The following is a 24,981-nucleotide window of genomic DNA, read 5'->3' as shown; positions in this document are numbered from 1 at the left end:
TCACGCACTGTGATTGATACTCGCCACCGCCGTAGCGCTGCTGCCTTCCGGAATCGGCAACCAGGCACGAATCCGCAATCCGCCCCGGTCGCTGTCACCAATCTCCAGCGAGCCTTCATGCGCATCAATAATACGCTGCACAATCGCCAAACCGAGACCGGTGCCGCTGGTACTGCGCGCGCTGTCGCCGCGCACAAACGGCTGGAACAGATGCTGTAGCTGATCCGGCTTGATGCCCGGACCATCATCTTCCACCTGGAACCACGCGCGGTTCAGCTCCTTGCCGCTGCTGACCTTGATCCATCCATTGCCATAACGCGCCGCGTTGACCACCAGATTCGCCAGCGCGCGCTTAATCGACAGCGGGTTGATATCCAGCATCAAATCCTCGGACATCACCGCGTTCTCAATCTCGCGCTCGTAGCCGCTCTCTGCCGCCACCACTTCGCCCAGCACGCTGTTGAGGTCGGCGCGCTCGGTCTGCATCTCCTGACCGGTACGCAGATAGTCGATGAACTGCTCGATAATCGCATTGCACTCTTCGATATCTTTGTTGATCGACTCCGCCAGATAACCATCCTGCTCGCCCATCATCTCGGTGGCGAGACGAATGCGCGTCAGCGGCGTACGCAAGTCATGGCTGACACCCGCCATCAACAAGGTACGATCGTCGGCCAACTGCTTTACACCGGCCGCCATTTGGTTAAACGCCCGCGTCACCGAACGCACTTCCGACGCGCCGTATTCACGCAGCGGCGGAGGAATAATGCCTTTACCGACCTGCAACGCCGCATGCTCCAGATCCACTAAGGGTCGGTTCTGGATGCGGATAAACAGCCAGGCGCCGCCAATCGCCAGCAGCATAATCGCCAGCGTGTAGCGGAACAGCGGTGAGAAGTCGCCCTGATGGATTTCGGTAAGCGGCACGCGCACCCAGATATCTGGCGACAGCCAGGTTTTCAGCCACACCACCGGCGAGTTTTTATTTACCTCGACACGGACATCGGTGGGACCGCCCAGCTGCTGGCCCATCTGCTCACTGAGGAATTCGTAATGTTGCGCCCAGCGCAAACCGCTCTCTTCCGCCGCCGCGTTGGTATACAACGAGATGCCCAGCTCACGATAAATTTCGCGTCGGAAGGCCGGCGGCACTTCCAACTGCGTTCCGTCTTCCAGCTGCAGCCGATCGGTCATCAACATACGCACTTCGTACGCGAGGACCTTATTGAACTGCTGCAAGCTGGGAAGAATGGCGAAATTGAGCACCACCAAATAGGTTGTTACCAGGCTGACGAACAGCAAGGTAACAATCAATAACAAGGTGCGGGCAAACGAACTGCGGGGTGAGAAGCGCAATCGCCTCATGCTTTGCTGCCGTCCGGAACGAATACGTAGCCAAGACCCCAAACGGTCTGAATGTAACGTGGATGCGCCGGATCTTCTTCCACCATGCGGCGCAGACGCGAAATCTGCACGTCGATGGAGCGTTCCATGGCGCTGTATTCGCGGCCACGCGCCAGGTTCATCAGCTTATCGCGTGACAGAGGCTCACGCGGATGGCTCACCAGCGCTTTCAGCACGGCAAACTCACCGCTGGTCAGCGGCATTGGCTCATCTTCACGAAACATCTCGCGGGTGCCGAGGTTCAGCTTGAACTTACCGAAGGCGATAACCGCTTCTTCCTGCGAAGGCGCGCCCGGCAACTCATTGGCCTGACGACGCAATACGGCACGAATACGCGCCAGCAGTTCGCGCGGGTTAAACGGTTTTGGAATGTAGTCATCCGCACCGATTTCCAGACCGACGATACGATCCACTTCTTCACCTTTCGCGGTGACCATGATGATCGGCATCGGGTTGCTTTGACTGCGTAAACGGCGGCAGATAGACAAACCATCTTCGCCCGGCAGCATCAAGTCGAGCACCATCAAGTGGAAGGATTCGCGGGTTAACAGTCGGTCCATTTGCTCGGCGTTGGCAACGCTACGCACCTGAAAGCCCTGCTCGGTGAGATAGCGCTCCAGCAACGCACGCAAACGCATATCATCATCGACGACCAGAATTTTGTAGTTCTCTTGCATGTTCAACTCCCAAAGGCGCCATTGCCTGAGCCAATATTGTTAAAAAAAGAGGCCTCAGTGTGACAGTCATTAATGGTTTATATTCTAGCCGAAATTGTTACAAAGCATATTAAACAGCAGCTTATATTTATTTTTAACCCTGAAATGCGCTTCGCTTCGCGTTTTTTATCTGTGCTTTCAAACCGCTTAGCGCTTATCTGAAAATTTGGCGCGTTTTCTTTCTGTTACTGGTTCATGACAGAAATTTTCACACGCAGAACGGCGCGCAGCGCAATTTGGCTTAAGGATGCGGTGCGGAATATGCTTTCAGTGCGGGATGGGCAGTATAAAATCCCGTGATTTCGCTTTCGGCCACGCAACTGCTCTCGGAACAATTCCACGACGAAAACAAACAAGGCCAGCATTAAATAAAGGCTGATAAATCAGGCAATAAACAGCCCTTTCTTCTCACCACGCGATCTCTGACACTGCGGTTACTGAGTTCATGTGGAGAGAAAAAGATGAAAAAAACCGTAATTCTGCTGAGCGCTCTGGTACTGACCAGCGTCACTCAGGTTCAGGCGGCCACCAGCGCCGGCGAAGCGGCGGGCGCGCAGGCATCCACCACGGCAAAAGGTAACTCAGACGCGATCGGTGTTGGCGCAGTAGGCGCACTGCTCGGCGTGGCGCTGGCTACTATGGGCGGCGGCGACAAAGGTGGCAGCAGCACATCAACCACCACCGCGACCACGCCAGGCAAATAACGCCCGTAGGGTCGCCATTCACGGCGACCGTTTCACGCTAAACAGAGGCGACCCGCTACGGCGTCTCTTTCACATAATCGATGCTGTTCACAAACCACAGCTTCTGCCCTTCCGGCGTGTTGACCACCACTTCGTCATCCACTTCTTTCTTGATCAGCGCGCGCGCCATCGGCGAGTCGATCGAGATGTACTCTTTCATCGTCTCGCCATAGATTTCATCCGGGCCAACAATGCGGAAACGCTTCACGTCGCCCTGCTCATTCTCCACTTGCACCCAGGCACCGAAAAACACTTTGCCCTCCTGCTGCGGCGCGTAATCGACGATTTTCAGATCGGCGAGGCATTTGCGCAGATAGCGCACCCGGCGATCGATCTGGCGCAGCAGACGCTTGTTGTAGGTGTAATCCGCGTTTTCCGAACGATCGCCGAGGCTGGCCGCCCAGGAGACGATTTTGGTGACTTCCGGACGCTTTTCATTCCACAAATGGTCGTGTTCGGCACGCAGCTTGTTATAGCCTTCGCGGGTAATCAGTTGGGTTTTCATGACTTCAACTCGTGGTGACGGCGGTTCTTCGCAGCAAAGAGGCTAACAATAAGCGACCGATTGACCATCAGCAAGATTGCGCGCGCTGCATTCAGAAAAAGACGGATTCACGGGCCACCGGCTGGCAATTTTCGGCCTCATTCCGTATAACTGTCCGCTATTTCCAACCCTGTGTAAGCATTGTTAATGATGATGAAAGATTCACTGAGCCAGATTATCGCAGGTGAGCTGAAGGCACGCGCCGACCAGGTTGATGCTGCCGTTCGCTTACTTGATGAAGGGAACACCGTGCCGTTTATCGCACGTTATCGTAAGGAAGTGACCGGCGGACTCGACGACACCCAGCTGCGTTTGCTGGAGAGCCGTCTGAGTTACCTGCGCGAGCTGGACGATCGTCGCCAGTCGATTCTGAAATCCATCGACGAACAGGGCAAACTCACGCCTGAACTCGCCACCGCCATCAACAGCACGCTGAACAAAACCGAGCTGGAAGACCTTTACCTGCCGTACAAACAGAAGCGTCGCACGCGCGGACAGATCGCTATTGAAGCCGGTCTGGAACCGCTGGCCGATACGCTGTGGCAGGACCCATCGCAGGATCCCGAGCAGCTGGCCGCCAGCTACGTTGATGCCGACAAAGGTGTCGCCGACGTGCGCGCTGCGCTGGATGGCGCACGCTACATCCTGATGGAGCGCTTTGCCGAAGACGCGACGCTGCTGGCGAAAGTGCGTGAATATCTGTGGAAGAACGCGCATGTGGTTTCGCGCGTGGTGGAAGGTAAAGAGGAAGAAGGCGCAAAATTCCGCGACTACTTCGATCACCACGAAGCGCTGAGCGGCGTACCGTCGCACCGTGCGCTGGCGATGTTCCGCGGCCGCAATGAAGGCGTGCTGCAGCTGTCGCTGAATGCCGATCCGCAGTTCGATGAAGCCCCGCGTGAAAGCTATGGCGAAACGCTGATCGCCGAACACCTCAAGCTGCGCCTGAATAACGCGCCAGCGGATAGCTGGCGTAAAGCGGTGGTGAGCTGGACCTGGCGCATCAAAGTGCTGCTGCACCTCGAAACCGAATTGATGGGCACCCTTCGTGAACGCGCCGAAGATGAAGCCATCAACGTATTTGCCCGTAACCTGCACGATCTGCTGATGGCCGCGCCTGCCGGCATGCGCGCCACCATGGGCCTCGATCCGGGCTTGCGTACCGGCGTGAAAGTTGCGGTGGTGGATGCCACCGGCAAGCTGGTCGCGACCGATACCATTTATCCGCACACCGGCCAGGCGGCGAAAGCGGCCACGGCTGTGGCGGCGCTGTGCGCTAAACATCAGGTTGAACTCGTGGCGATTGGTAACGGCACCGCCTCGCGCGAAACCGAGCGTTTCTTCCTCGACGTGCAGAAGCAATTCCCGCAAATCAACGCGCAGAAAGTGATCGTCAGCGAAGCCGGTGCATCGGTCTATTCAGCCTCTGAGTTGGCGGCGCTGGAGTTCCCGGATCTCGACGTTTCCATTCGTGGCGCGGTTTCCATCGCGCGTCGCCTGCAGGACCCGCTCGCCGAGCTGGTGAAAATCGATCCGAAATCGATTGGCGTAGGCCAATATCAGCACGACGTCAGCCAAAGCCAGCTGGCGAAGAAGCTGGATGCGGTGGTGGAAGACTGCGTAAACGCCGTCGGTGTCGATCTCAACACCGCGTCTGTGGCGCTGCTCACTCGCGTCGCCGGTTTAACCCGCATGATGGCGCAGAATATTGTTAGCTGGCGCGATGAAAATGGCCGCTTCCAGAACCGTCAGCAACTGCTGAAGGTGAGCCGCCTCGGGCCGAAAGCCTTTGAGCAGTGCGCGGGCTTCCTGCGCATCAACCACGGCGATAACCCGCTGGATGCCTCAACTGTGCACCCGGAAGCCTATCCGCTGGTCGAGCGCATTCTGGCCGCCACCGAGCAGGCGCTGAATGAGCTAATGGGCAATGCTGGCGGTCTGCGCGATCTGAATGCCCGTGACTTTACCGATGAGCGCTTTGGCTTGCCAACGGTCACAGACATCATCAAAGAGCTGGAAAAACCGGGCCGCGATCCACGTCCGGAGTTTAAAACCGCGCAATTTGCTGAAGGCGTGGAAACGCTCAACGATCTGCTGCCGGGCATGGTGCTGGAAGGCGCCGTCACCAACGTCACCAACTTCGGTGCTTTCGTCGATATCGGCGTGCATCAGGATGGTTTGGTGCACATCTCTTCCCTTTCCGACAAGTTCGTTGAAGATCCCCATCAGGTGGTGAAAGCCGGCGATATCGTCAAAGTGAAGGTAATGGAAGTGGATATGCAGCGTAAGCGTATTGCGCTCACCATGCGTCTGGACGAGCAGCCTGGTGAAAGCAATGCCCGCGGCAGCAACCGCAGCGCAGGCAAAGAAAACGCCCGCCCGGCGGCCAATAACAAAGGTCGCGGCAAACCTGCCAGCTCGTCTGCCGGCAACAGCGCGATGGGCGATGCGCTCGCCGCGGCATTCGGTAAAAAACGCTAAGTTCCTGCCGTAAATAACGCGCGGAGAAACCCTCGTCTCTGCGCGTATCAGCTTGATAAATCTCCTCATCCAACTACGCTGAAAAAATAACCTTCCGCGTGGCCCAGCGATCCATGGATATTATCAACGCCTTAATCGATGAGATTTATCACGGCAGCTTTCCGGTCGCGGCGCGTGAACGCCTGCTTTCACACATTCGTGCCGCGCGCGATACGGTAAAACTGCCGCGCAAGGCGCATTGGGATGAGAAAGATGTGGTGCTGATTACCTATGCCGATCAATTCCGCGAACCTGAACAGCCAACCCTTGCCAGCTTCTCGCGTTTTTATCAGCAGCATCTGCAATCCACTTTCAGTCTGGTGCATCTGTTGCCGTTCTTTCCCTACTCTTCCGACGATGGCTTCTCGGTTATCGACTATCACCAGGTCAATCCGATCTGCGGCGACTGGCAGCACATCAGCGCGCTGCACAGCGAAACGCGGCTGATGTTTGATTTTGTCTGCAACCATATGTCGGCGCACAGCCGCTGGTTTCAACACTTTCTGGCGCAGGATCCGGGTTGGGATGATTTCTTTATCAGCATGCCGCCGGCGACCGATCTCAGCGCGGTGACGCGTCCACGCACCTCGCCGCTGCTCACACCGTTTGCGATGGCCGACGGCGAGACGCGCTATATCTGGACCACCTTCAGCGCCGACCAGATCGACCTCAACTTTGGTAATCCGGAAGTGCTGATTCGCATGGTCGATGTGCTGCTCGACTACCTGAACAAAGGCGCGGATTATGTGCGGCTCGACGCGGTGGGCTACATGTGGAAAACGCCGGGCACCAACTGCATTCACCTGCCGAAAACGCATCAGCTGGTGAAGCTGTTTCGCGCCATCGCCAATGAAGTGGCGCCCGGTACGGTGATCGTCACCGAAACCAACGTGCCGCACAAAGACAACATCAGCTATTTCGGTAACGGCAAAGATGAAGCGCAAATGGTGTATCAGTTTTCGCTGCCGCCGCTGGTGCTGCACGCCATTCATTCCGGATCGGCGCGTGCGCTGCGTCAATGGGCCAGCACGCTGGATTTAGGCGGCGGCACGACCACTTTCTTTAACTTTCTCGCCTCGCACGACGGCATTGGACTCAATCCGGCGCGCGGCATTTTGTCGGAAGTGGAGATTGTGGCGCTGGTGCGTGATTTAGCGCTGGAAGGCGCGCTGGTCTCTTACAAGAACAATGCCGATGGCACCACCAGCCCTTACGAAATCAATGTCACCTATTTCGATGCGCTCAATCAGCAGGACGACGACGATGACACGCGTTTGCGCCGCTTTCTGCTGGCGCACGCGATTCTGCTGTCATTTCCTGGCGTACCGGCGATTTACATTCAAAGTATTCTTGGCTCGCGCAACGATAATGAAGGCGTGCGCGCCGCCGGTCATAACCGTGCCATCAACCGGGAGAAGTACAGCCTGCGTGAAATGGAACAGTGGATCAGCGGCGGCAACCCGCTGCGCCAACAGGTGTATGAACGCCTGAGCGCGCTGATTCAATTGCGCACGCGGCAACCCGCGTTTCATCCCGATAACCCGATGACGCTGCTGGAAAGCGAAAATAGCCTGCTGGTGTTGCGTCGCCATCAGCCGAATAGCGATGAGGGGTTGCTGTGTGTGTTTAATCTCAGCCGTCATGAGGTGACGACACAGTTACCGCTGGCGCGGCATATGCAGGATGTGATTAGCGGTGAGAAGCTGGATGGCAGCCAGCCCTTAACGCTGGCTGCGTGGCAGTTTATGTGGCTGCGGTAAACGTCATGATCAGCTGCGTAAATTCATCGGGGTGAGAAATGAAAGGCGCATGCGCGGCTTTCTCCATCACCACCGAGGATGAAGCTGGCCAGCGTGAATCCAGTTCTTCTGCGATGCGACGCGGCACCAGCCCATCGAGATAGCCGTAAATGCGCAGAAACGGCAGCGGCAGATCGTCGAGCGCGGCACGCAAATCGTCCTGACGCAAAATCTCTAATCCCCCTTCCAGCACCGCAACCGACGGCATCGGCTGCGATAACACCACCTCTTTCAACTGGCGCGCATCCTGTCGCGCGTTCTCCGTGCCCATGGTTTGCAGCGCCAGAAAGCGCTCCACGGTGCGCTGGAAATCGGTGCTCAACTGCTGCTGAAAATTTTGCAGCGTTTCGGGCTTGATGCCCGGCCATTGATCACGCGCGGTAAAACACGGCGATGAGGCAACGGTGATCAGCGCTGCAACGCGCTCCGGCTGGGTTAACGCCAGCTGGCTGGCCACCAATCCACCCAGCGACCAGCCGAGCAGCACCGCGCGATCGGGTAATTGCGGCAACAGCTGTTGCGCCATTTCCGCTAAGGTCAGCGGCGCAAAACCCTGGCTGCGGCCGAAGCCCGGCAGATCCACCAGATGCAGGCGAAAATGCGAGCTGAATCGCGGAACGATGTTTTGCCACACTTCGGCGTTCAAACCCCAGCCGTGCAGCAGCACAAGATCGCGATCGCCCGTGCCTGTGGTGTGCCAGTAAAGCGAACTCATCGGTTACACTCCGGAAAAGTGATAAGGAGGTCGCTATGCTACCAATCCCGGCCCTGTGTTGGCTATGCCGCCTGCCGTTGCAGATTGCCAGCCACGGTTTGTGCAGCCGCTGCGTGCAGCAAATTCCGCGCCTACCGGCACTCTGTCCCTGCTGCGGTTTACCGGCCAGTGGAATGCAGCCCTGCGGGCGCTGCCTGCGCCGCCCGCCGCCGTGGCAGAGCCTGAGCTGCGTCAGCGATTACCTGCCGCCGCTGAGCGATTGGGTGCAGCAGCTGAAGTTTTCTCGCGTAACCGCACTCAGAGTGATGCTGGCGCGGCTGATTTTGTTAAAATTGTTAACAATGCGTCGTGATTACCGGCTGCCGCGTGTAGATTTGGTGCTGAGCGTACCGCTGCATCGTCGGCGCGCCTGGCAACGCGGCTACAATCAGGCGGCGCTGCTAGCAAAACCGCTGGCTCGCTGGCTGGGCTGTGAATATCGCGAAGCGGTAAAGCGGGTGCGACAGGGCGCAGTTCAGCATTCATTGAGCGCCAGCGCGCGCAAAAAGAACCTGCGCGGCGCGTTTCGCCTTGAAATGCCGGTGCGCGGACGCCATATCCTGCTTATCGACGATGTTGTGACGACCGGAAGTACCGTGGCGGAAATTAGCCGCATCCTGCTGGCGCAAGGCGCGGCCAGCGTACACATTGGTTGCCTGTGCCGTACCTTGTAGAGCGTCGGTGTTGGGCGTATTATAACCAAGTAATTTAGTCAACTATTGAGCAATCGCCATGATCGTTATTACTGATGCTGCGCAAGAGCACTTCTCAAAATTGCTGTCCAAACAAGAAGATGGCACTCAGATTCGCGTATTCGTCATTAATCCGGGTACGCCAACCGCAGAATGCGGTGTTTCTTACTGCCCACCCGATGCAGTAGAAGCGACTGATACCGAATTTAAGTTCGAAAAACTGTCAGCCTTTGTTGATGAGCTGAGCGCACCGTACCTCGATGACGCGGAAATCGACTTTGTTACCGACAACCTCGGTTCGCAGCTGACGCTGAAAGCGCCTAACGCCAAAATGCGGAAAGTCTCTGACGATGCGCCAATGGTGGAACGCGTGGAATATCTGCTGCAAGCGCAGATTAACCCGCAGCTGGCTGGTCACGGCGGTCGCGTATCGCTGATGGAAATCACCGATGACGGCATCGCCATTCTGCAATTCGGCGGCGGCTGTAACGGTTGTTCGATGATCGACGTCACGCTGAAAGATGGCATCGAGAAAGAGCTGCTGGCAGCCTTCCCTGAGCTGAAAGGCGTGCGCGATTTGACCGAGCACCAGCGCGGCGAGCACTCGTACTACTGATTAAGCACGCGGCAGCGACCCGACGCTGCCGCGCGTTCTTCAACGCTTCCTGCGCCCGGTATTCACCGCATTCAATAAGCCCGGCACGTTTCCTCTAAACATCTTTTCGATTGTGACGCTTAACTTGCGCCGCCAGTTTGGATATTCATCTACCGTACCCGGCACGTTGACCGGTGAAGTCATAGCAAGCCAGTCTTCAGGTTGCAGCCCCAGCAATGCGCTGTTAGTGCGCGCCAGATAGCGGTGGAAGCCGCGATTGAGCATCGGTGTGAAGGACAATCGGCTGGCAACGGTACCGTGGCGCGCAGGCAACGTATTCATCTGATGCAGCGCATCCAATAGCGCCTGTTTTTGTTTATCCCTTTGCCTTAGCAATGACATGTATACGCTCTCCTGATACAAGCCCAGTTTGTGACCCAGAAAAAGATCCTCATATCTCCAGAATCCCGCCAACGTCGGCAAATCATGGGTACTGGCGCTGGCAATCGACTGCACGGGATACTCTTGCGGCTGACGATAGCTGCCATCGCCGTGCTGCTCGAAGAACAACACTTTCCACGAGAAAATGCCGCTTTTGCGCAGCAGGCTGACGATCTCTTTTGGCACCGTGCCGAGATCTTCGCCAATGACCATGCAGCGATGGCGCTGACTCTCCAGCGCAAGGATCGCTAGCAGATCCTCAACCGGATAGGCCACGTAAGCACCTTTATCCGCGCTTTCGCCGTAGGGAATCCACCACAAGCGCAGCAGCGCCATCACGTGATCGATACGCAAAGCGCCGCAGTCACGCATATTGGCGCGCAGCAGATCAATAAAAGGCTGATAGCCGCGCGCGCGCATCACATGTGGATCGAGCGGCGGCAAACACCAGTTTTGCCCCTGCGGACCGAGGCGATCCGGCGGCGCACCGACGGAAGCGCCGAGTTTATACAGTTCCGGATCCTGCCAGGTTTCCGCACTGCCCTGCGCTACGCCGACCGCTAAGTCGCGATATAATCCCACTTCCATGCCAAGCTGCTGGCTAATTTGACAGCAGATGGCAAACTGCTCTTGCGCCACCCACTGCAACCAACTCCAGAACTGAATCTCCTCTTCGTGTTCCGCACACCATTGCTGCACCTCCGGCAGCAAAGCGTTGCGCCAGCCTTCCGGCCAGTTGGTCCAACCCCATTCATCAGGATGCTGCTGGCTGCGTTCGGCGAGAATGCCATCAAACGCCGCCTGATAACGCAGATGGTCGCCGCCCTCAACGATAAATTGCTGGAATCCGGCATCTTCAGCGGCGCGCGGCTGAAAGCGTTGCCAGGCAAAGCGCAGCGCGGCCAATTTCAGTTTGGCCACCGCGCTGTAATCGACAAACTCAGCCGCGCGCGCCTGATCCAGCGCTTTGCGTGTTTTCGCCCTTTGCCACCAACGCTGCGCTGCCTCGCTACGCTGAAAATCCTCCAGCCGATTAACGTCGATATACAGCACGTTGAGCCAGCGACGCGAGGTTGGGCTGTAAGGACTGGCATGTTCTGGCTGTGCAGGATAAAGCGCATGCAAAGGATTAAGGCCAACGAAGTCACCGCCATTATTGGCAACGTTCTCCAGCATTTGCGCCAAATCGCCGAAGTCACCGATGCCCCAATTGTCATCCGATCGCAGCGTGTAAAGCTGTACTAACGCGCCCCACAGTTTCTCTCCTTGCTCGACTGATGCCGGGATAAAACAGCGGCGTGGCGCAATGATGATGCGCGTTTGCCACTGCTGGCGACCTTTGCGCAGCGTGAGCTGGTGATAACCTTGTGACAGACGTGGCGGCAGTGTGAGCGGTTCTCCGCCCTGCACTTCGCCGCTGAAGCTTTTGCCCTGTTCGGTTTGTAGCTGCCAGGAAAAAGTGCCGCTGCCTTGTGGCGTCAGTTGGCGCTTGCTGCGAGCGGCAAATACCTGCACCGGCGGCAGCGGTGGCGCTTTACCGGTAGGCGTTTCCATGACTGCCAGCAACGCGCGTTTGGTCTCATCGCTGATGGTTTCCGGCTCGCCGTGCGCGTTAATAAAGCGCAGCGAAATGCCGGCATCCTGTGTCGCCTGGTCCAGCTTGTTGAGCGTCATCGTGTCTCCAAAATCATCAATCGTGTCTTTATCGGGCCGCCTGCCAAATCCGCTGCTGATAATCGCGAATTGAACGGTCAGAGCTGAAGCGGCCGGTGTGAGCGGTATTGAGGATCGCTGCGCGCGTCCAGGCGTCCGGGTTTTTCCACAACGCTTCCACCCGCTGCTGCGCGGCGATGTAGGCATCAAAGTCGGCCAGCACCAACCAGGGATCGCCATTTTTGGTCAGGCTTTGCAACATCAAATCAAACGCATGCTTATCGCCGTCGCTGAACTTGCCCTTCTCCAGCTCCTTCAGCAAACCATCCAGATAAGGATTCTGTTTACGCAGCTTTTTCGGGCTGTAGCCGCCCGCCTTCAGCGCTTTCACCTCATCCACGCTGTTGCCGAAGATAAAGATATGCTTCGCGCCCACCGCTTCAGCAATCTCCACATTGGCGCCGTCCAGCGTGCCAATAGTGAGCGCGCCATTCAGCGCCAGCTTCATATTGCCGGTGCCGGAAGCCTCATAACCGGCGGTGGAAATCTGCTCGGAGAGATCGGCGGCCGGAATCATCAGCTCTGCGGCGGTGATGCGGTAATCCGGGATAAACACCACTTTGAGGCGATCGCCGACGAGTGGATCGTTGTTGATCACCTCCGCCACTTTGTTGATGGCATAGATGATATTTTTGGCGAGGTAGTAGCCGGGCGCGGCTTTGGCGCCAAACAGGAACACGCGCGGCACGAAGTCGGGGTTATCCGGGTTGTCGCGCAGCTGGCGATAGCAGTGCAGCATATGCAGCAAACTGAGGTGCTGACGTTTGTACTCATGCAGTCGCTTAATCTGCATGTCAAACAGCGCATCCGGATTGATATCAATGCCGGTCACGCGCTTGACGTAGAGCGTCAGCCGCTGTTTGTTTTGCTGCTTGATGTCGCGAAACTGCTGACGAAACGCCTTTTTGCGGGCGAAAGGTGCCAGCCACGCCAGCGCATCGAGATCGTTGGCCCACTCAACCTGCAGGCTGTCATCGATCAGCGTCGCCAGCAGCGGATTGCACTGTTTTAACCAGCGGCGCGGCGTGATGCCGTTGGTCACGTTGTGGAATTTGTTCGGCCACAGCAGGTGATATTCCGGGAACAGATCTTTCACCACCAGCTCGGAGTGCAGCGCCGCCACGCCGTTGACGGCGAAACAGCTCACCACGCACAGATTCGCCATGCGCACCTGACCATCAGCCACCACCGCCAGCTTGTGCCAGATCGCTTTATCGTCTGGCCACCGTTGCTTCACCACCTTTTTCAGGCGGCGATTAATCTCGCGGATGATCAACATATGGCGCGGCAGCAGGTCGCGCACCAGCTTCTCATCCCAGCGCTCCAGCGCTTCCGGCATCAGCGTGTGATTGGTATACGCAAAAGTGCGGCTGGTGATATGCCACGCATCGTCCCAACTCAGTTGATGCTCATCCAGCAGCACGCGCAGCATCTCCGGAATGGCGATGGTGGGATGCGTGTCGTTAAGCTGGATCACTTCGAAATCAGGCAAAGTGCGAATGGCGCGCCCGGCGAGATGATGACGCCGCAGAATATCGCCCACCGCGCAGGCGCACTGGAAATACTGCTGCATCAGGCGCAGCCGCTTACCTTCGGCATGATTATCATTGGGATAGAGCACTTTGGTCAGCTTGTCGGCTGCAATGCCTTGCTGCTCAGCCTGCAGGAACTGGCCGTTGTTGAACGCGGTGAGATCGAACGGCTGCGCGCTGCTGGCTTTCCACAGGCGTAGCGGCAGCGTGATACCGTTGCGATAGCCCACCACCGGCAAATCCCAGGCTTCCCCTTTGAGGTGAATTTTAGGTCGCCAGCTGAGGCTGCCATCGTGGTTCTCTTTGACCTTGCCGCCGAGGCCTACCTGCACATCCAGCGCGGCGTTGTAGCGGAACCACGGATAGCGATCGCGCTGCCAGTCATCCGGCGCTTCCTGCTGCTGTCCGTCGGCAAACGTCTGACGAAACAGGCCGTATTGATAGTTGAGGCCGTGGCCCATCGCAGCCTGGCCGACGGTCGCCATCGAATCCATATAGCAAGCGGCCAAACGCCCCAATCCGCCGTTACCGAGTGCCGGATCCACCTCCTCTTCCAGCAGTTCGCTCAGCTCAACCTGATGTTCCGCCAGCGCGGCTTGCACCTCGTTATACCAGCCAAGATTGAGCAAATTATTGCCGGTCAAACGCCCCAGCAGAAACTCCATCGACAGATAGTTGACGTGGCGCTGCCCGTGTTTGGCTGGCACAGGTGGCTGCGTCGCCAGCATTTCTGCCAGCACGCGGCTCAGCGCTTGCCACCATTGCTGCGGTGTCATTTGCTGGGCGGAAGTGAGTCCGAGATGCTGCCATTGGCGGGTGAGCGCGGCGTCGAAACGTGTTTTATTGAATTTTTGCTGCGACATATCAATCCCTTCAAGTCCGTTAACGGTAAAGCCGGGCGAGCGCAAGAGGTGAATGGATAAGTAAAGCTGGGGGCGCAGAAAAAAGCGACAGGGAAATGCAGGTGCGGTGAAAAAAATCGGTGCTGATTTTTGTAGCGGCGCGATTTATCGCGCAATAAATTGCGCCGCTACGGCATTAGCAAAGTTCGAGGTGAACTTCGTGCTGTTCAATCACTTTCAGCACGCTGGCCGGCGGGCTTTGATCGGTATACATGTAATCAATCAGGCTCATATTGCCGAGGTTGACCATCGCATTGCGGCCAAACTTCGAGTGATCCACCACCAGCATCACGCAGCGCGAGTTTTCGATAATGGCGCGTTTGGTGCGCACTTCGTGATAATCGAACTCCAGCAGCGAACCATCCATATCAATGCCGCTGATGCCGAGAATGCCGTAATCGAGGCGGAACTGCGAAATGAAGTCCAGCGTCGCTTCGCCCATGATGCCGCCATCGCGCGTGCGCACTTCGCCGCCGGCGATAATCACGCGGAAATCAGGTTTCGCCATCAGCAGAATCGCCACGTTGAGGTTGTTGGTGACGACGCGCAGATTGTTGTGATTGAGCAGCGCATGCGCCACCGCTTCCGGCGTGGTGCCGATATCAATAAACAGCGTGGCGCCATCCGGGATCTGGCTCGCCACGCGCTCGGCGATGCGCGCTTTCTCCGCCGACCACATCATTTTACGATCCTGCCATGCGGTATTTTCTGAGCTGGACGGCAGCGCCGCCCCGCCGTGATGGCGCATGATTTTGTTCTGATCGGCCAGGTCGTTCAGGTCACGCCGAATGGTTTGCGGGCTGACTTCAAAGTGATCAACAAGCTCTTCGGTACTGACATATCCCTGACGCCGGACCAGATCGATAATGGCGTCATGACGTTGCGTCTGCTTCACATCTCTCTCCTCGGCTCGTGGCCGCTTCTTTTATTGGTGCTGCTAACGACGCGTAATCTTACGCGTATCAACAAATGCCATCGCTAAACCCACCAGCAAGCCGGTGACGTGCGCGGCGTTGGCGATCGACAGACCAAATGCGCCGTACCAGCCAATCACCAACCATACGACCGCGAAGCCAATCAGGCCGCGCTCGAGATAAATACCACTTTCGGGATCGCGCTCGCCGCGCAGCCAGCAGTAACCCATCAACGCGTAAACCACGCCCGACAAACCACCAAACAGCACGCCGCTGAACTTGGCCTGCATCCAGCCGGTTAGCAGCGCCGAGATCAGCATAATCACAAACAGCTTGCCGCTGCCGAGACGCTTCTCGACCGCACCGCCGAGATACCACCACCACATCAGGTTGAACAGGATATGCAGTAGCGAGAAGTGCAGCAGCGCATGGCTAAACCAGCGCCACACCTGGAAATATTGCGAAGAATCCGCCGGCCACGCCAGCCAATCCAGCGCCACATCATCACCGACGATCTGCATCAGGATAAATACCGCGACGCAGGCGATCATGATGGTCATGGTGAGCGGACCTGCGCGTTCGCGAATGCTCGCCCAGATGTGGGTGCGCTCGTAGCGCAAGCCACTTTCGGTGTTGCCGCTATGCCAGCTGGCCGCCTGATAGCGCGGATGGTTGGGATCGCGCACGAACTGCGCGAGTTCGTTTTCGACCCTCTCCAGCTTGCTTTCGTCATCCAACATAATGACAAAGTGGCTTTCGCGCTCAATGCGTAGCGTCACGCCGCGAGTCGCCATGTAGTCGACAAACGCCTGCGCCATGCGCGGATTATTGAACTGGGTGATGCGCATCATGCGGTGATCTCCTTCCTTATGCGATGGGCTCAGGCGTCGCCGAGGGCAACCTGCGCCGGGAATGCCGCGCGCCAGGCATCAAATCCGCCGTCAATGCTGTACGCCGCGCTGAATCCCTGGCCCAGCAGGAACTGCGCCGCGCCTTTGCTGCTGTTGCCGTGATAGCACATCACCAGCACCGGCAAAGCCTGATTGGCGTTGGCGATGAAATCCGCCAGATTGTCGTTGGTCAGGTGCTGCGCGCCCGCCGCGTGGCCCATCATAAAGCTCTGCGGATCACGGATATCCACCAGCTGCGCACCTTGTGCCAGATGCTCTTGCGCCTGCAGGACATTAATACACTCGAAGGTTTCCATGGTGTCTCTCATTACTTCATCACAATTAGCGCCTAGTTTAACCTGAGAACGCGCCGCGATAACCTGACAAGTCATGTGGTTATGTGATTTTTTTCCTGTCGGAATGTTAGCTATATCACGCAAAAATGTTTTTATTCAGTTAACCGCTGGCGTAGATGTTGGTTTCCGATTATTATTACGCTCGAAAACGAACATTTTAGAACTATTCCGAACATCGGAGGAGATGACGTGGAAACCAAAGACCTGATCGTGATCGGCGGCGGCATTAACGGAGCCGGCATTGCAGTGGACGCTGCAGGACGCGGACTGTCGGTGCTGATGCTGGAGGCGCGGGATTTGGCCTGTGCAACCTCCTCCAACAGCTCGAAATTGATTCACGGCGGCCTACGCTACCTTGAACACTATGAATTCCGCCTGGTGGGCGAAGCGTTAGCAGAACGTGAAGTGCTGCTGAAAATGGCCCCGCACATCGCCTTCCCGATGCGCTTCCGTCTGCCGCACCGTCCGCATCTGCGCCCGGCGTGGATGATCCGCATGGGCCTGTTTATGTACGATCGCCTCGGCAAACGCACCACGCTGCCGGGTAGTAAGAGCCTGCGTTTTGGCGCGGATTCGGCCCTCAAGCCGGAGATCACGCGCGGATTCGAATATTCTGACTGCTGGGTTGATGATGCGCGCATGGTGGTACTCAACGCGCAGGAAGTGGAAAAACAGGGCGGCGAAGTACGCACCCGCACGCGCGTGACCCGTGCCTGGCGTGAAGCCGGTTTGTGGATGGTGGAAGCCGAAGATATCGACAGCGGTAAAACCTACACCTGGCGCGCCAAAGGTCTGGTCAATGCGGCCGGTCCGTGGGTAAAAGAGTTCTTCGACGATGGCCTGAAGCTGAAATCGCCGTACGGCATTCGTCTGATCAAAGGCAGCCACATTGTGGTACCGCGCGTCCATCGCGAAAAGCAGGCGTATATCCTGCAAAACGAAGATAACCGTATCGTGTTTGTGATTCCGTGGATGGATGAGTTCTCCATCATCGGCACCACCGACGTGGAGTACAAAGGCGATCCGAAAGACGTGAAGATCGATGATAACGAAATCAGCTACCTGTTGAACGTGTTCAATGGACACTTCAAACAGCAGCTGAGCAAAAATGACATCGTCTGGACTTACTCGGGCGTACGTCCGCTGTGCGATGACGAATCGGATTCGCCGCAGGCCATCACCCGTGATTACACGCTGGATGTGCATGACGACAATGGCCAGGCTCCGTTGCTGTCCGTGTTCGGCGGCAAGCTGACCACCTATCGTAAGCTGGCGGAACATGCGCTGGAGAAACTGACTAAATACTACCCGAATATCGGCCCGGCGTGGACCAAAAACGCGGTATTGCCGGGCGGGGATTTCTCCGGTTCACGCGAGGATTACACCGCCAGCCTGCGTCGTCGCTATCCGTTTATTAGCGAAGGTATGGCGCGTCACTTTGCGCGGACTTACGGTAGCCGCACCGAAGAGCTGCTGGCAGGCGCGAAGAGCATCGACGATCTGGGTGAAAACTTCGGTCACGAGTTCTACGAAGCCGAGCTGCGTTACCTGGTGAAAAACGAATGGGTACGCGAGCTGGATGATGCGATTTGGCGTCGTACCAAACAAGGTATGTGGCTGAACGAAGCTGAGCAGGCGCGCATTGCCGAGTGGCTGGCGGTCAACGCACAGAAACCGGCGTTGTCGTTAGCGTCATAATATAAAAACGGGGCGTCGTAAATGACGCCCCGTTTGTAGGGTCGCCATTCATGGCGACCTTTTTAATGCCTGCTCGTTTACAACCCCGCATTCTCGCGGATGTACTTACGCGCTTTCACTGCATATTCGAACGGATTAGCCAGCGCCGGATCCTGTTCCGCTTCCACCACCATCCAGCCTTTATAGCCGTAATCGTCGAGGATTTTGAATACCGGTTTGAAATCGATCACGCCATCGCCCGGGACGGTGAAGGTGCCCTTCTTCACGCCATCAAGAAACGACAGCGATTTCTCGCGCACTTCGGCTACCACGCTGTCGCGCACGTCTTTCAGATGCACGTGGAAAATACGCGGCAGATATTTGGTCAGCACATCCAGCATCGCCTGCTGTGAACCTTCGGAATAGTAGATGTGGCCGGTATCGTACAGCAGGCCAACATTCTCATTGGTCGATTCCATAAAGCGATCAATCTCGGCTGGCGTCTGAATGCCGGTGCCCATGTGATGGTGCAGCGTCAAGCGCATGCCTTTTTTCGCGGCGATCTCCGCCAGCTCGTTGTAGCCTTCCGCCGTTAAGCGCCACTCTTCATCGCTGAAAATCGGCTTCTGCTCCAGCACCGCCAGCGTAGTGCCCTGAATACTTTTGCTCTGCTCGGAGCAGCCAATCACGCGCGCGCCCATCGCATGCAGGAAGTTCATGTGATTGGTGAATTCGTCGATGGTTTTCGCTTTATCGCCGTTGGCGAAGAAGGTGCTGAACCACGCGTTGCAGATCTGAATGCCACGGATATCGAGCATCGGCTTGAGAATCGCCGGATCGCGCGGATATTTGCTACCCACTTCGCTGCCGGTAAAACCCGCCAGCGCCATTTCACTCACGGTTTGTTGGAAGGTGTTTTCGCTGCCCAGCTCTGGCATGTCGTCGTTAGTCCAGCCGATTGGCGCGATCGCCAGTTTAACGTTGTCTTTGTTCATGGTGTTGTCCCTGATTCACAGAGGCGGCCGCTGAGCCGCCGAGGAGTATTTAGCGCACAGCTCAGTTATTTGGCGTAGAAATCCGGACGCGGCGGCATGGTTACCGGCTCAATCGCACCGCTGTTCTGCGCTTTGTGGCAGGCATCGGCGGCCACGGAAGCAGCAAAACCATCCCAGGCAGAAGGTCCGGTCAGTTGGCCGTCTTTCACGTCATTAATAAACGCTTGCAGCTCAACGTCATAAGCATCAATGAAACGGTCTTTCCAGTCAGTCAGCAGTGGCACGCCGAGACGCGCGTTTTTGCGCGTTTGGATCGCCGAAGGCTCCGGCAGCTTAGCGATGCCCTCTTCGCCCACCACTTCACACTGAATGTCGTAGCCGTACGCGCAGTTAACGAAGATCTCCACATCAATGCGGATGCCTTTCTGCGTTTCGAACAGCACGATCTGCGGATCTTTCAACCTGGCATGAGACTTCGACGTGGTGCGCGGGAACACCACCTGCACGGTTTTGTAGTCGTCTTCGGTCAGCCAGCGCAGCACGTCCAGCTCGTGAATCAGGGTGTTAGTGATCGCCATGTCGGTGGTGTAATTCTCGCCGACGCTCTGGTTGCGGTGCGCGCAGTGCAGCATCAGCGGCTCGCCGATTTCACCGTCAGTGATCACTTTTTTCAGCGCGCGATAGCCGGCATCGTACGGGCGCATAAAGCCCACCTGCACCAGACGTTTACCGTGTTTGATCTCGGCATCAACAATGCGACGGCAACCTTCAGCGCTCAGCGCCAGCGGCTTTTCACAGAACACCGGTTTGCCGGCCGCAATTGCCGCCAGCGTAAACTCTTCGTGAGTCGGATCCCAGGATGTCACCAGAATGGCATCGACTTCCGGCGAGTTGATCACCTGATGACCATCCTGATACACCTCGGCTTCGATATTCAGACGTTGCAGCGCCGCGCGCGCCCCTTCCACGTTGATATCAGAAACCGCCACCACTTTCGCACCCTGCAAAACGTTATTGCAGCGACGAATGTGTTCCTGACCAATTGCACCGGTACCAATTACACCGAGTTTGAGCGTCATAATTACACCTGTAGAGTCGGATAAGTTAGGGTAAAACAAGGCCGGAGAACTCCGGCCTAAAAGAGGTTTTAATACTTACGTGCTTGTTCGATATGCACGTTAAGGTTGTCGGCCACTTCTTGCGTGCGCGTTGACGTAGAGGTTTGCGCCACGCCGACGTGCCACCAGCTGAAGTATTTGTGCACCATGGTTTTTGGCAGCACTTTGATGTCGAACAGCACGGAAACGGTCTGCTTCTGCGCGTCGATCAACGCGGCTTCCAGCTGTTCCAGCGTGGTGATGCGGTAGGTTTTGCAGCCGTATCCGCCGGCAATCGCCGCGAAGTCCACCGGCACAAAGCCGCCATCCAGCTTGCCCCCTTCCGGATTACGGAAGCGGAACTCGGTGGTGAAGCTGTCCATGCCGTGTTCCATCTGCAGGTTGTTGATACAACCGTTGGTCATGTTATCCAGCAGCACCACGTTGATTTTCGCCCCTTCCTGAATCGACGTGACCAACTCGGAGTGCAGCATCATGAACGAACCGTCGCCAACCATGACGTAGACTTCACGCTGCGGCTGCGCTAGCTTTACGCCCAGCGCGGCATTCACTTCATAACCCATACAGGAGTAGCCGTACTCAACGTGGTACGAGTTGTAATCTTTGGTGCGCCACACGCGCTGCAGGTCGCCCGGCAGACTGCCCGCTGCCGCGACAATCACCGCATCCTTTGGGAGTTGCTCGTTTAAGGTGCCCAGCACGCTGCTCTGCGTCAGTACCGATTTCGTCAGGCGCTCAAACTCGGCAAACAGCGCTTCGCGATCGGCGTGGTCGGCGATTTCCGGAATGAAATCGTCGGTGTTATAGGTGGCGGCATAGACGCGCTGCGTCTCTTTCAACAGCTTGCTTTGCGACAGCTCAATCTGGCCGCCCCAATGGTTTTCGAAACCTTGCAGTTCGCTTTCCAGCGCGGTTAAACCTTCACGCGCATCCGCCAGCAGCTGCACCGCATCCAGCTTGTAGCTGTCGAAGTTGCTGACGTTGAGGTTCAGATAGCTCACGTCCGGATTCTGGAAAATCCATTTCGACGCGGTGGTGAAGTCGGTGTAACGCGTACCGATACCAATCACCAGATCGGCCTCTTTCGCCAGCAGGTTGGCCGCCAGGCAGCCGGTTTCGCCCACGCCGCCGACATTGAGCGGGTGATCGGAAACGATGGTGCCTTTACCGGCCTGGGTTTCGGCAAACGGAATGTTGAAGCGCTCGGCAAATTTCAGCAGCGCATCCCCGGCATCGGAATATTTCAGGCCACCGCCGACAATGATCAGCGGCTTGTGTTTACGCGCAATCAGCGCCAGCGCATCTTCTAATTGCGCGGCAGTTGGCAAGCGGCGATCCAGACGATGCACACGTTTCTGGAAAAAGTATTCCGGGAAGTCCCAGGCTTCGCCCTGCACGTCCTGCGGCAGCGCAATCGTCACCGCGCCGGTTTCTGCCGGATCGGTCAACACGCGCAAGGCGTTGATGCAGGCAGTCATCAGCTGTTCCGGGCGGCTGACGCGATCCCAGTATTTGCTCACCGCGCGGAACGCGTCGTTGGTGCTGATGCTGAGATCGTGGCTCTGTTCAATCTGCTGCAATACCGGATCCGGTTGGCGCGTAGCGAACACATCGCCCGGCAGCAGCAGTAAAGGAATGCGGTTGGCGGTCGCGGTGGCAGCAGCGGTAATCATGTTGGCCGCGCCGGGACCGACCGATGAGGTACAGGCGATAATCTGACGACGCAGCGACTGCTTGGCAAAGCCAATGGCGGCGTGCGCCATGCCCTGCTCGTTACGGCCCTGATGCACCACCAGATCGCCGCTGTCCTGCTCCAGCGCCTGTCCCAATCCCAGCACGTTGCCGTGACCGAAAATGGCAAAAATGCCTTTCACAAATTTGGTTTCAACGCCGTCAACGTTCAGGTATTGGTTATCAAGAAATTTTACCAGCGCCTGTGCCGTGGTGAGTCTGATTGTGCCCATATGCTTCTTCCTTTACATGCTGGTACCTGCGGCGAGGTACATCGCGGTTCGGGTAAAAACTGCCGTTCACGGCGCCCGCGGATTAAGTGAAACGTGAGGCGATTATAAACAAATATTTTTTTCATCAAACACGATTACAGAAGAAACATTTCATTTTGCGATGGAGATCAAATTCAGCAATGAAACGTGGGCTGCGCAAGCCGCGAAAGGGGGAAAAGTGGAACAGTAACAGGTCATTTGCAGGTCATAACGAAATTTCATTTCACTTCAGTAGCTTCCTTGATTCGCCAGCACTTTCCTGAGACCTGGCTCACAAGCCTGACTATCACTGAAACTCCGAAAGATTCCAACGCTGCTTTGCGGCCTGGTCAGAGTTTTACCTGGCTCACAAAATCGTGATGGATGTTTCATTTAATATTGAATTTGGAATTTTTATTCCTCATACTGCGACCAAAGCCAATCAGGCACCTTGAGAACCCGGAAGCAAAGCGCTCGACGTTGGGCGGAAGCGCCCGCAGTGTCTGCTTATCACAGAAGGAAACAATAGGTATGAGTACACAACAGAAGCGGCTTGATGTGATTTGTATCGGACGCATCGCCGTCGACCTCTACGGTCAGCAAATTGGATCACGCCTGGAAGATATGACCAGCTTCAACAAATATCTCGGCGGGTCTTCCGGCAACGTGGCCTACGGTACGGCGATCCAGGGCCTGAAATCGGCGATGCTGGCGCGCGTAGGTGACGAGCATAACGGCCGCTTTTTGCGTGAAGAGCTGCAACGTGCGGGCTGCAATACCGATGGCCTGATTACCGATAAGCAGCGCCTGACCGGGCTGGTGATCCTTGGGATCAAAGATGAAGAGAGCTTCCCGCTGATCTTCTATCGCGACAACTGCGCCGATATGGGGCTGGTGCCGGAAGATATTAACGAAGAGTTCATCACCTCTTCACGTGCGGTCGCCGTCACCGGCACGCACCTGTCGCATCCACAAACGCGCGCCGCCGTGTTGAAAGCGCTGGATATCGCCAAACGCAACGGCCTGCGCACCGCGCTGGATATCGATTATCGTCCGGTGCTGTGGGGACTCACCTCACTCGGCGACGGCGAAACGCGTTTCATTGAATCGGGCGAAGTGACGCAACAGCTGCAGGAAGTGCTGCACTATTTCGATTTGGTGGTCGGAACGGAAGAAGAGTTCCATATTGCCGGTGGCAGCACCGACACGCTGACCGCGCTGAAAAATGTGCGTAAATCGAGCCAGGCCACATTAGTGTGCAAACGCGGTCCGCTGGGTTGCGTAGTGTTTGAGGGCGAGATCCCGGATAGCTGGGAACAGACCAAACTGCAGAGCGGCGTGCGCGTAGAAGTGCTGAACGTGCTGGGCGCGGGCGATGCCTTTATGTCTGGCCTACTGCGCGGCTGGCTGAATGATGAAAGCTGGGAGCAAGCGTGCCGTTACGCCAACGCCTGTGGCGCGCTAGTAGTTTCGCGCCACGGCTGCGCACCGGCGATGCCAACCAAAGAAGAGCTGGATGATTTCCTCAGCCGCGATAAAGAGGTGAAACGTCCGGATCTCGATGCGCGTCTCAATCACCTGCATCGCGTCACCACGCGTAAACAGCAGTGGCCAGAGCTGAATGTGTTCGCCTTCGACCATCGCAAACAGCTGGCTGATATGGCGCGCGAAGCGGGCGTCAGCGAAGCGCGCATCCCAGAATTGAAACTGCTACTGCTGCGTGCCGCGGAAGAAGCGGCCAATGAAGCCGGCCTGAATGAGAAGAGCGGCATCCTCGCGGATACCACTTACGGCCAGAAAGCGCTGAACGCGATTACCGGTAAAAACTGGTGGATTGGGCGTCCGATTGAGCTGCCAAGTTCACGTCCGCTGCGTCTTGAGCACGGCAACATCGGCTCACAGCTGGTCGACTGGCCAGCCGAGCACGTGGTGAAATGTCTGGTGTTCTACCATCCGCACGACAGCGCGGAACTGCGTAAAGAGCAGGATGAGCTGGTGCTCGATGTGTGGAATGGCTGTAACAAGAGCGGGCACGAACTGCTGCTGGAGCTGATTCTGCCGGAGAGCAATCCGGACCGTGACGAATCCTACTATTACGACATGCTGAGCCACTTCTACAGCCTTGGCATTCAGCCAGACTGGTGGAAACTGCCGCCGCTGTCTGCCGAAAGCTGGCAGGCGATCAGCGGGTTGATCGAGCAGAACGACCCGCACTGCCGCGGCATTCTGCTGCTGGGCCTCGATGCCCCGGAAGAGACGCTGAAAGCTGGTTTCGCCGCCGCAGCGCAAGCGCCGTGGGTGAAAGGTTTCGCGGTAGGCCGCACCATCTTCGGCCAGCCGTCACGCCAGTGGCTGCAAGGCGAGCTGGATGATACAGCGCTGGTTGAGACCGTGAAAGGGAACTACCTGCGGTTGATCGGCTACTGGCGCGCTGTACGCGGTTAAGTGCGAAGTTAGCTGGGAAAAAGCGGCCAATTGGCCGCTTTTTTGATTGTGCTCGCTGGCCCTCATCCTAGCCTTCTCCCGCCAGCGGGAGAAGGGACCGATCCAGCAATTGTTGAGTATTGAACGCGATCTGCTAAGCCGCACAAGACGGTTCCCTCGCCCGCTTGCGGGAGAGGGTTAGGGTGAGGGGAAAACCTGCATATTCTGTGAGGCATTTCATAAACCGATGAAATAAGCGTCACGATGATG

General features: G+C 56.9%; 19 protein-coding genes. 7 read left to right on the top strand and 12 right to left on the bottom strand.

Features of this window, described 5'->3' with window-relative positions; all coding sequences use genetic code 11:
• Nucleotides 1-1,365, bottom strand: coding sequence for a two-component system sensor histidine kinase EnvZ (gene envZ / locus K5Y30_RS21795; protein WP_101762680.1), 1,365 nt, complete (start codon nt 1,363-1,365; stop codon nt 1-3).
• Nucleotides 1,362-2,081, bottom strand: a complete 720-nt coding sequence (ompR, locus tag K5Y30_RS21790) for a two-component system response regulator OmpR (RefSeq protein ID WP_001157751.1) — start codon at nt 2,079-2,081, stop codon at nt 1,362-1,364. Before ompR ends, envZ begins: the two co-directional genes overlap by 4 nt.
• A gap of 500 nt (nt 2,082-2,581) precedes the next feature.
• Between ompR and yjbE the strand changes: the two genes are divergently transcribed.
• Complete coding sequence (gene yjbE / locus K5Y30_RS21785; RefSeq protein WP_222213362.1) at nt 2,582-2,824, top strand: exopolysaccharide production protein YjbE; 243 nt, start codon at nt 2,582-2,584, stop codon at nt 2,822-2,824.
• A gap of 55 nt (nt 2,825-2,879) precedes the next feature.
• On the opposite strand, the gene greB is transcribed toward yjbE, so the two are convergent.
• Entirely contained in the window at nt 2,880-3,368 is a 489-nt protein-coding gene (greB, locus tag K5Y30_RS21780) for a transcription elongation factor GreB (protein WP_101762682.1), read from the bottom strand.
• A gap of 192 nt (nt 3,369-3,560) precedes the next feature.
• Between greB and K5Y30_RS21775 the strand changes: the two genes are divergently transcribed.
• A complete protein-coding gene (locus tag K5Y30_RS21775; RefSeq protein WP_110867721.1) occupies nt 3,561-5,888 on the top strand; it encodes a Tex family protein in 2,328 nt (775 codons plus the stop codon).
• A 113-nt stretch (nt 5,889-6,001) separates the two neighbouring features.
• A complete protein-coding gene (locus K5Y30_RS21770; protein WP_222213360.1) occupies nt 6,002-7,687 on the top strand; it encodes an alpha-amylase family glycosyl hydrolase in 1,686 nt (561 codons plus the stop codon).
• Here K5Y30_RS21770 and bioH read toward each other — a convergent pair.
• Nucleotides 7,671-8,441, bottom strand: a complete 771-nt coding sequence (gene bioH / locus K5Y30_RS21765; protein WP_222213358.1) for a pimeloyl-ACP methyl ester esterase BioH — start codon at nt 8,439-8,441, stop codon at nt 7,671-7,673. The genes K5Y30_RS21770 and bioH overlap by 17 nt on opposite strands.
• Nucleotides 8,442-8,476: 35 nt before the next feature.
• Here bioH and gntX point away from each other — a divergent pair, with 35 nt between their 5' ends.
• Nucleotides 8,477-9,154, top strand: coding sequence for a DNA utilization protein GntX (gene gntX / locus K5Y30_RS21760; RefSeq protein ID WP_101762685.1), 678 nt, complete (start codon nt 8,477-8,479; stop codon nt 9,152-9,154).
• 58 nt (nt 9,155-9,212) lie between these two features.
• Nucleotides 9,213-9,788: a Fe-S biogenesis protein NfuA gene (gene nfuA / locus K5Y30_RS21755; protein ID WP_064741235.1), complete on the top strand. Its 576-nt coding sequence runs from the start codon at nt 9,213-9,215 to the stop codon at nt 9,786-9,788.
• Between the two features lie 39 nt (nt 9,789-9,827).
• Here the strand turns inward: nfuA and malQ are convergent, their stop codons facing one another.
• From malQ to glpE, 5 genes are all read right to left on the bottom strand, one after another.
• On the bottom strand, nt 9,828-11,882 hold the full coding sequence (gene malQ, locus K5Y30_RS21750) for a 4-alpha-glucanotransferase (protein WP_192414816.1): 2,055 nt from the start codon (nt 11,880-11,882) through the stop codon (nt 9,828-9,830).
• Nucleotides 11,883-11,910: 28 nt separating this feature from the next.
• The gene (malP, locus tag K5Y30_RS21745; protein ID WP_222186022.1) at nt 11,911-14,316 is read right to left on the bottom strand and encodes a maltodextrin phosphorylase; all 2,406 of its coding nucleotides are present in this window, start codon (nt 14,314-14,316) and stop codon (nt 11,911-11,913) included.
• A gap of 175 nt (nt 14,317-14,491) precedes the next feature.
• Nucleotides 14,492-15,250, bottom strand: a complete 759-nt coding sequence (locus K5Y30_RS21740; protein WP_008107931.1) for a DeoR/GlpR family transcriptional regulator — start codon at nt 15,248-15,250, stop codon at nt 14,492-14,494.
• Nucleotides 15,251-15,292: 42 nt separating this feature from the next.
• The gene (gene glpG / locus K5Y30_RS21735; protein ID WP_110867722.1) at nt 15,293-16,117 is read right to left on the bottom strand and encodes a rhomboid family intramembrane serine protease GlpG; all 825 of its coding nucleotides are present in this window, start codon (nt 16,115-16,117) and stop codon (nt 15,293-15,295) included.
• A 32-nt stretch (nt 16,118-16,149) separates the two neighbouring features.
• The gene (glpE, locus tag K5Y30_RS21730) at nt 16,150-16,476 is read right to left on the bottom strand and encodes a thiosulfate sulfurtransferase GlpE (RefSeq protein ID WP_008107933.1); all 327 of its coding nucleotides are present in this window, start codon (nt 16,474-16,476) and stop codon (nt 16,150-16,152) included.
• 228 nt (nt 16,477-16,704) lie between these two features.
• Between glpE and glpD the strand changes: the two genes are divergently transcribed.
• Nucleotides 16,705-18,213, top strand: a complete 1,509-nt coding sequence (gene glpD / locus K5Y30_RS21725; protein ID WP_222213355.1) for a glycerol-3-phosphate dehydrogenase — start codon at nt 16,705-16,707, stop codon at nt 18,211-18,213.
• Nucleotides 18,214-18,290: 77 nt separating this feature from the next.
• Here the strand turns inward: glpD and iolE are convergent, their stop codons facing one another.
• From iolE to iolD, 3 genes are all read right to left on the bottom strand, one after another.
• Complete coding sequence (gene iolE, locus K5Y30_RS21720; RefSeq protein ID WP_008107936.1) at nt 18,291-19,187, bottom strand: myo-inosose-2 dehydratase; 897 nt, start codon at nt 19,185-19,187, stop codon at nt 18,291-18,293.
• Between the two features lie 65 nt (nt 19,188-19,252).
• Nucleotides 19,253-20,266, bottom strand: coding sequence for a Gfo/Idh/MocA family protein (locus tag K5Y30_RS21715; protein ID WP_222186020.1), 1,014 nt, complete (start codon nt 20,264-20,266; stop codon nt 19,253-19,255).
• A gap of 68 nt (nt 20,267-20,334) precedes the next feature.
• Nucleotides 20,335-22,269: a 3D-(3,5/4)-trihydroxycyclohexane-1,2-dione acylhydrolase (decyclizing) gene (iolD, locus tag K5Y30_RS21710; RefSeq protein ID WP_110867637.1), complete on the bottom strand. Its 1,935-nt coding sequence runs from the start codon at nt 22,267-22,269 to the stop codon at nt 20,335-20,337.
• A 549-nt stretch (nt 22,270-22,818) separates the two neighbouring features.
• On the opposite strand from iolD, the gene iolC reads away from it, so the two are divergent.
• A complete protein-coding gene (iolC, locus tag K5Y30_RS21705) occupies nt 22,819-24,732 on the top strand; it encodes a 5-dehydro-2-deoxygluconokinase (RefSeq protein ID WP_222213353.1) in 1,914 nt (637 codons plus the stop codon).
• Nucleotides 24,733-24,981: the final 249 nt, after the last annotated feature.

This window comes from Pantoea sp. DY-5 (genome assembly GCF_019795955.1).
Taxonomy (GTDB): Bacteria; Pseudomonadota; Gammaproteobacteria; order Enterobacterales; family Enterobacteriaceae; genus Pantoea; species Pantoea leporis.
The sequence above is the reverse complement of the archived record's forward strand: the minus strand, read 5'-3'. Positions and strand labels throughout refer to the sequence as shown.

Coding starts and splice junctions, on each gene's coding strand:
- envZ (WP_101762680.1), bottom strand. CDS start 1,365: ATGAGGCGATTGCGCTTCTCACCCCGCAGTTCGTTTGCCCGCACCTTG.
- ompR (WP_001157751.1), bottom strand. CDS start 2,081: ATGCAAGAGAACTACAAAATTCTGGTCGTCGATGATGATATGCGTTTG.
- yjbE (WP_222213362.1), top strand. CDS start 2,582: ATGAAAAAAACCGTAATTCTGCTGAGCGCTCTGGTACTGACCAGCGTC.
- greB (WP_101762682.1), bottom strand. CDS start 3,368: ATGAAAACCCAACTGATTACCCGCGAAGGCTATAACAAGCTGCGTGCC.
- K5Y30_RS21775 (WP_110867721.1), top strand. CDS start 3,561: ATGAAAGATTCACTGAGCCAGATTATCGCAGGTGAGCTGAAGGCACGC.
- K5Y30_RS21770 (WP_222213360.1), top strand. CDS start 6,002: ATGGATATTATCAACGCCTTAATCGATGAGATTTATCACGGCAGCTTT.
- bioH (WP_222213358.1), bottom strand. CDS start 8,441: ATGAGTTCGCTTTACTGGCACACCACAGGCACGGGCGATCGCGATCTT.
- gntX (WP_101762685.1), top strand. CDS start 8,477: ATGCTACCAATCCCGGCCCTGTGTTGGCTATGCCGCCTGCCGTTGCAG.
- nfuA (WP_064741235.1), top strand. CDS start 9,213: ATGATCGTTATTACTGATGCTGCGCAAGAGCACTTCTCAAAATTGCTG.
- malQ (WP_192414816.1), bottom strand. CDS start 11,882: ATGACGCTCAACAAGCTGGACCAGGCGACACAGGATGCCGGCATTTCG.
- malP (WP_222186022.1), bottom strand. CDS start 14,316: ATGTCGCAGCAAAAATTCAATAAAACACGTTTCGACGCCGCGCTCACC.
- glpG (WP_110867722.1), bottom strand. CDS start 16,117: ATGCGCATCACCCAGTTCAATAATCCGCGCATGGCGCAGGCGTTTGTC.
- glpE (WP_008107933.1), bottom strand. CDS start 16,476: ATGGAAACCTTCGAGTGTATTAATGTCCTGCAGGCGCAAGAGCATCTG.
- iolE (WP_008107936.1), bottom strand. CDS start 19,187: ATGAACAAAGACAACGTTAAACTGGCGATCGCGCCAATCGGCTGGACT.
- K5Y30_RS21715 (WP_222186020.1), bottom strand. CDS start 20,266: ATGACGCTCAAACTCGGTGTAATTGGTACCGGTGCAATTGGTCAGGAA.
- iolD (WP_110867637.1), bottom strand. CDS start 22,269: ATGGGCACAATCAGACTCACCACGGCACAGGCGCTGGTAAAATTTCTT.
- iolC (WP_222213353.1), top strand. CDS start 22,819: ATGAGTACACAACAGAAGCGGCTTGATGTGATTTGTATCGGACGCATC.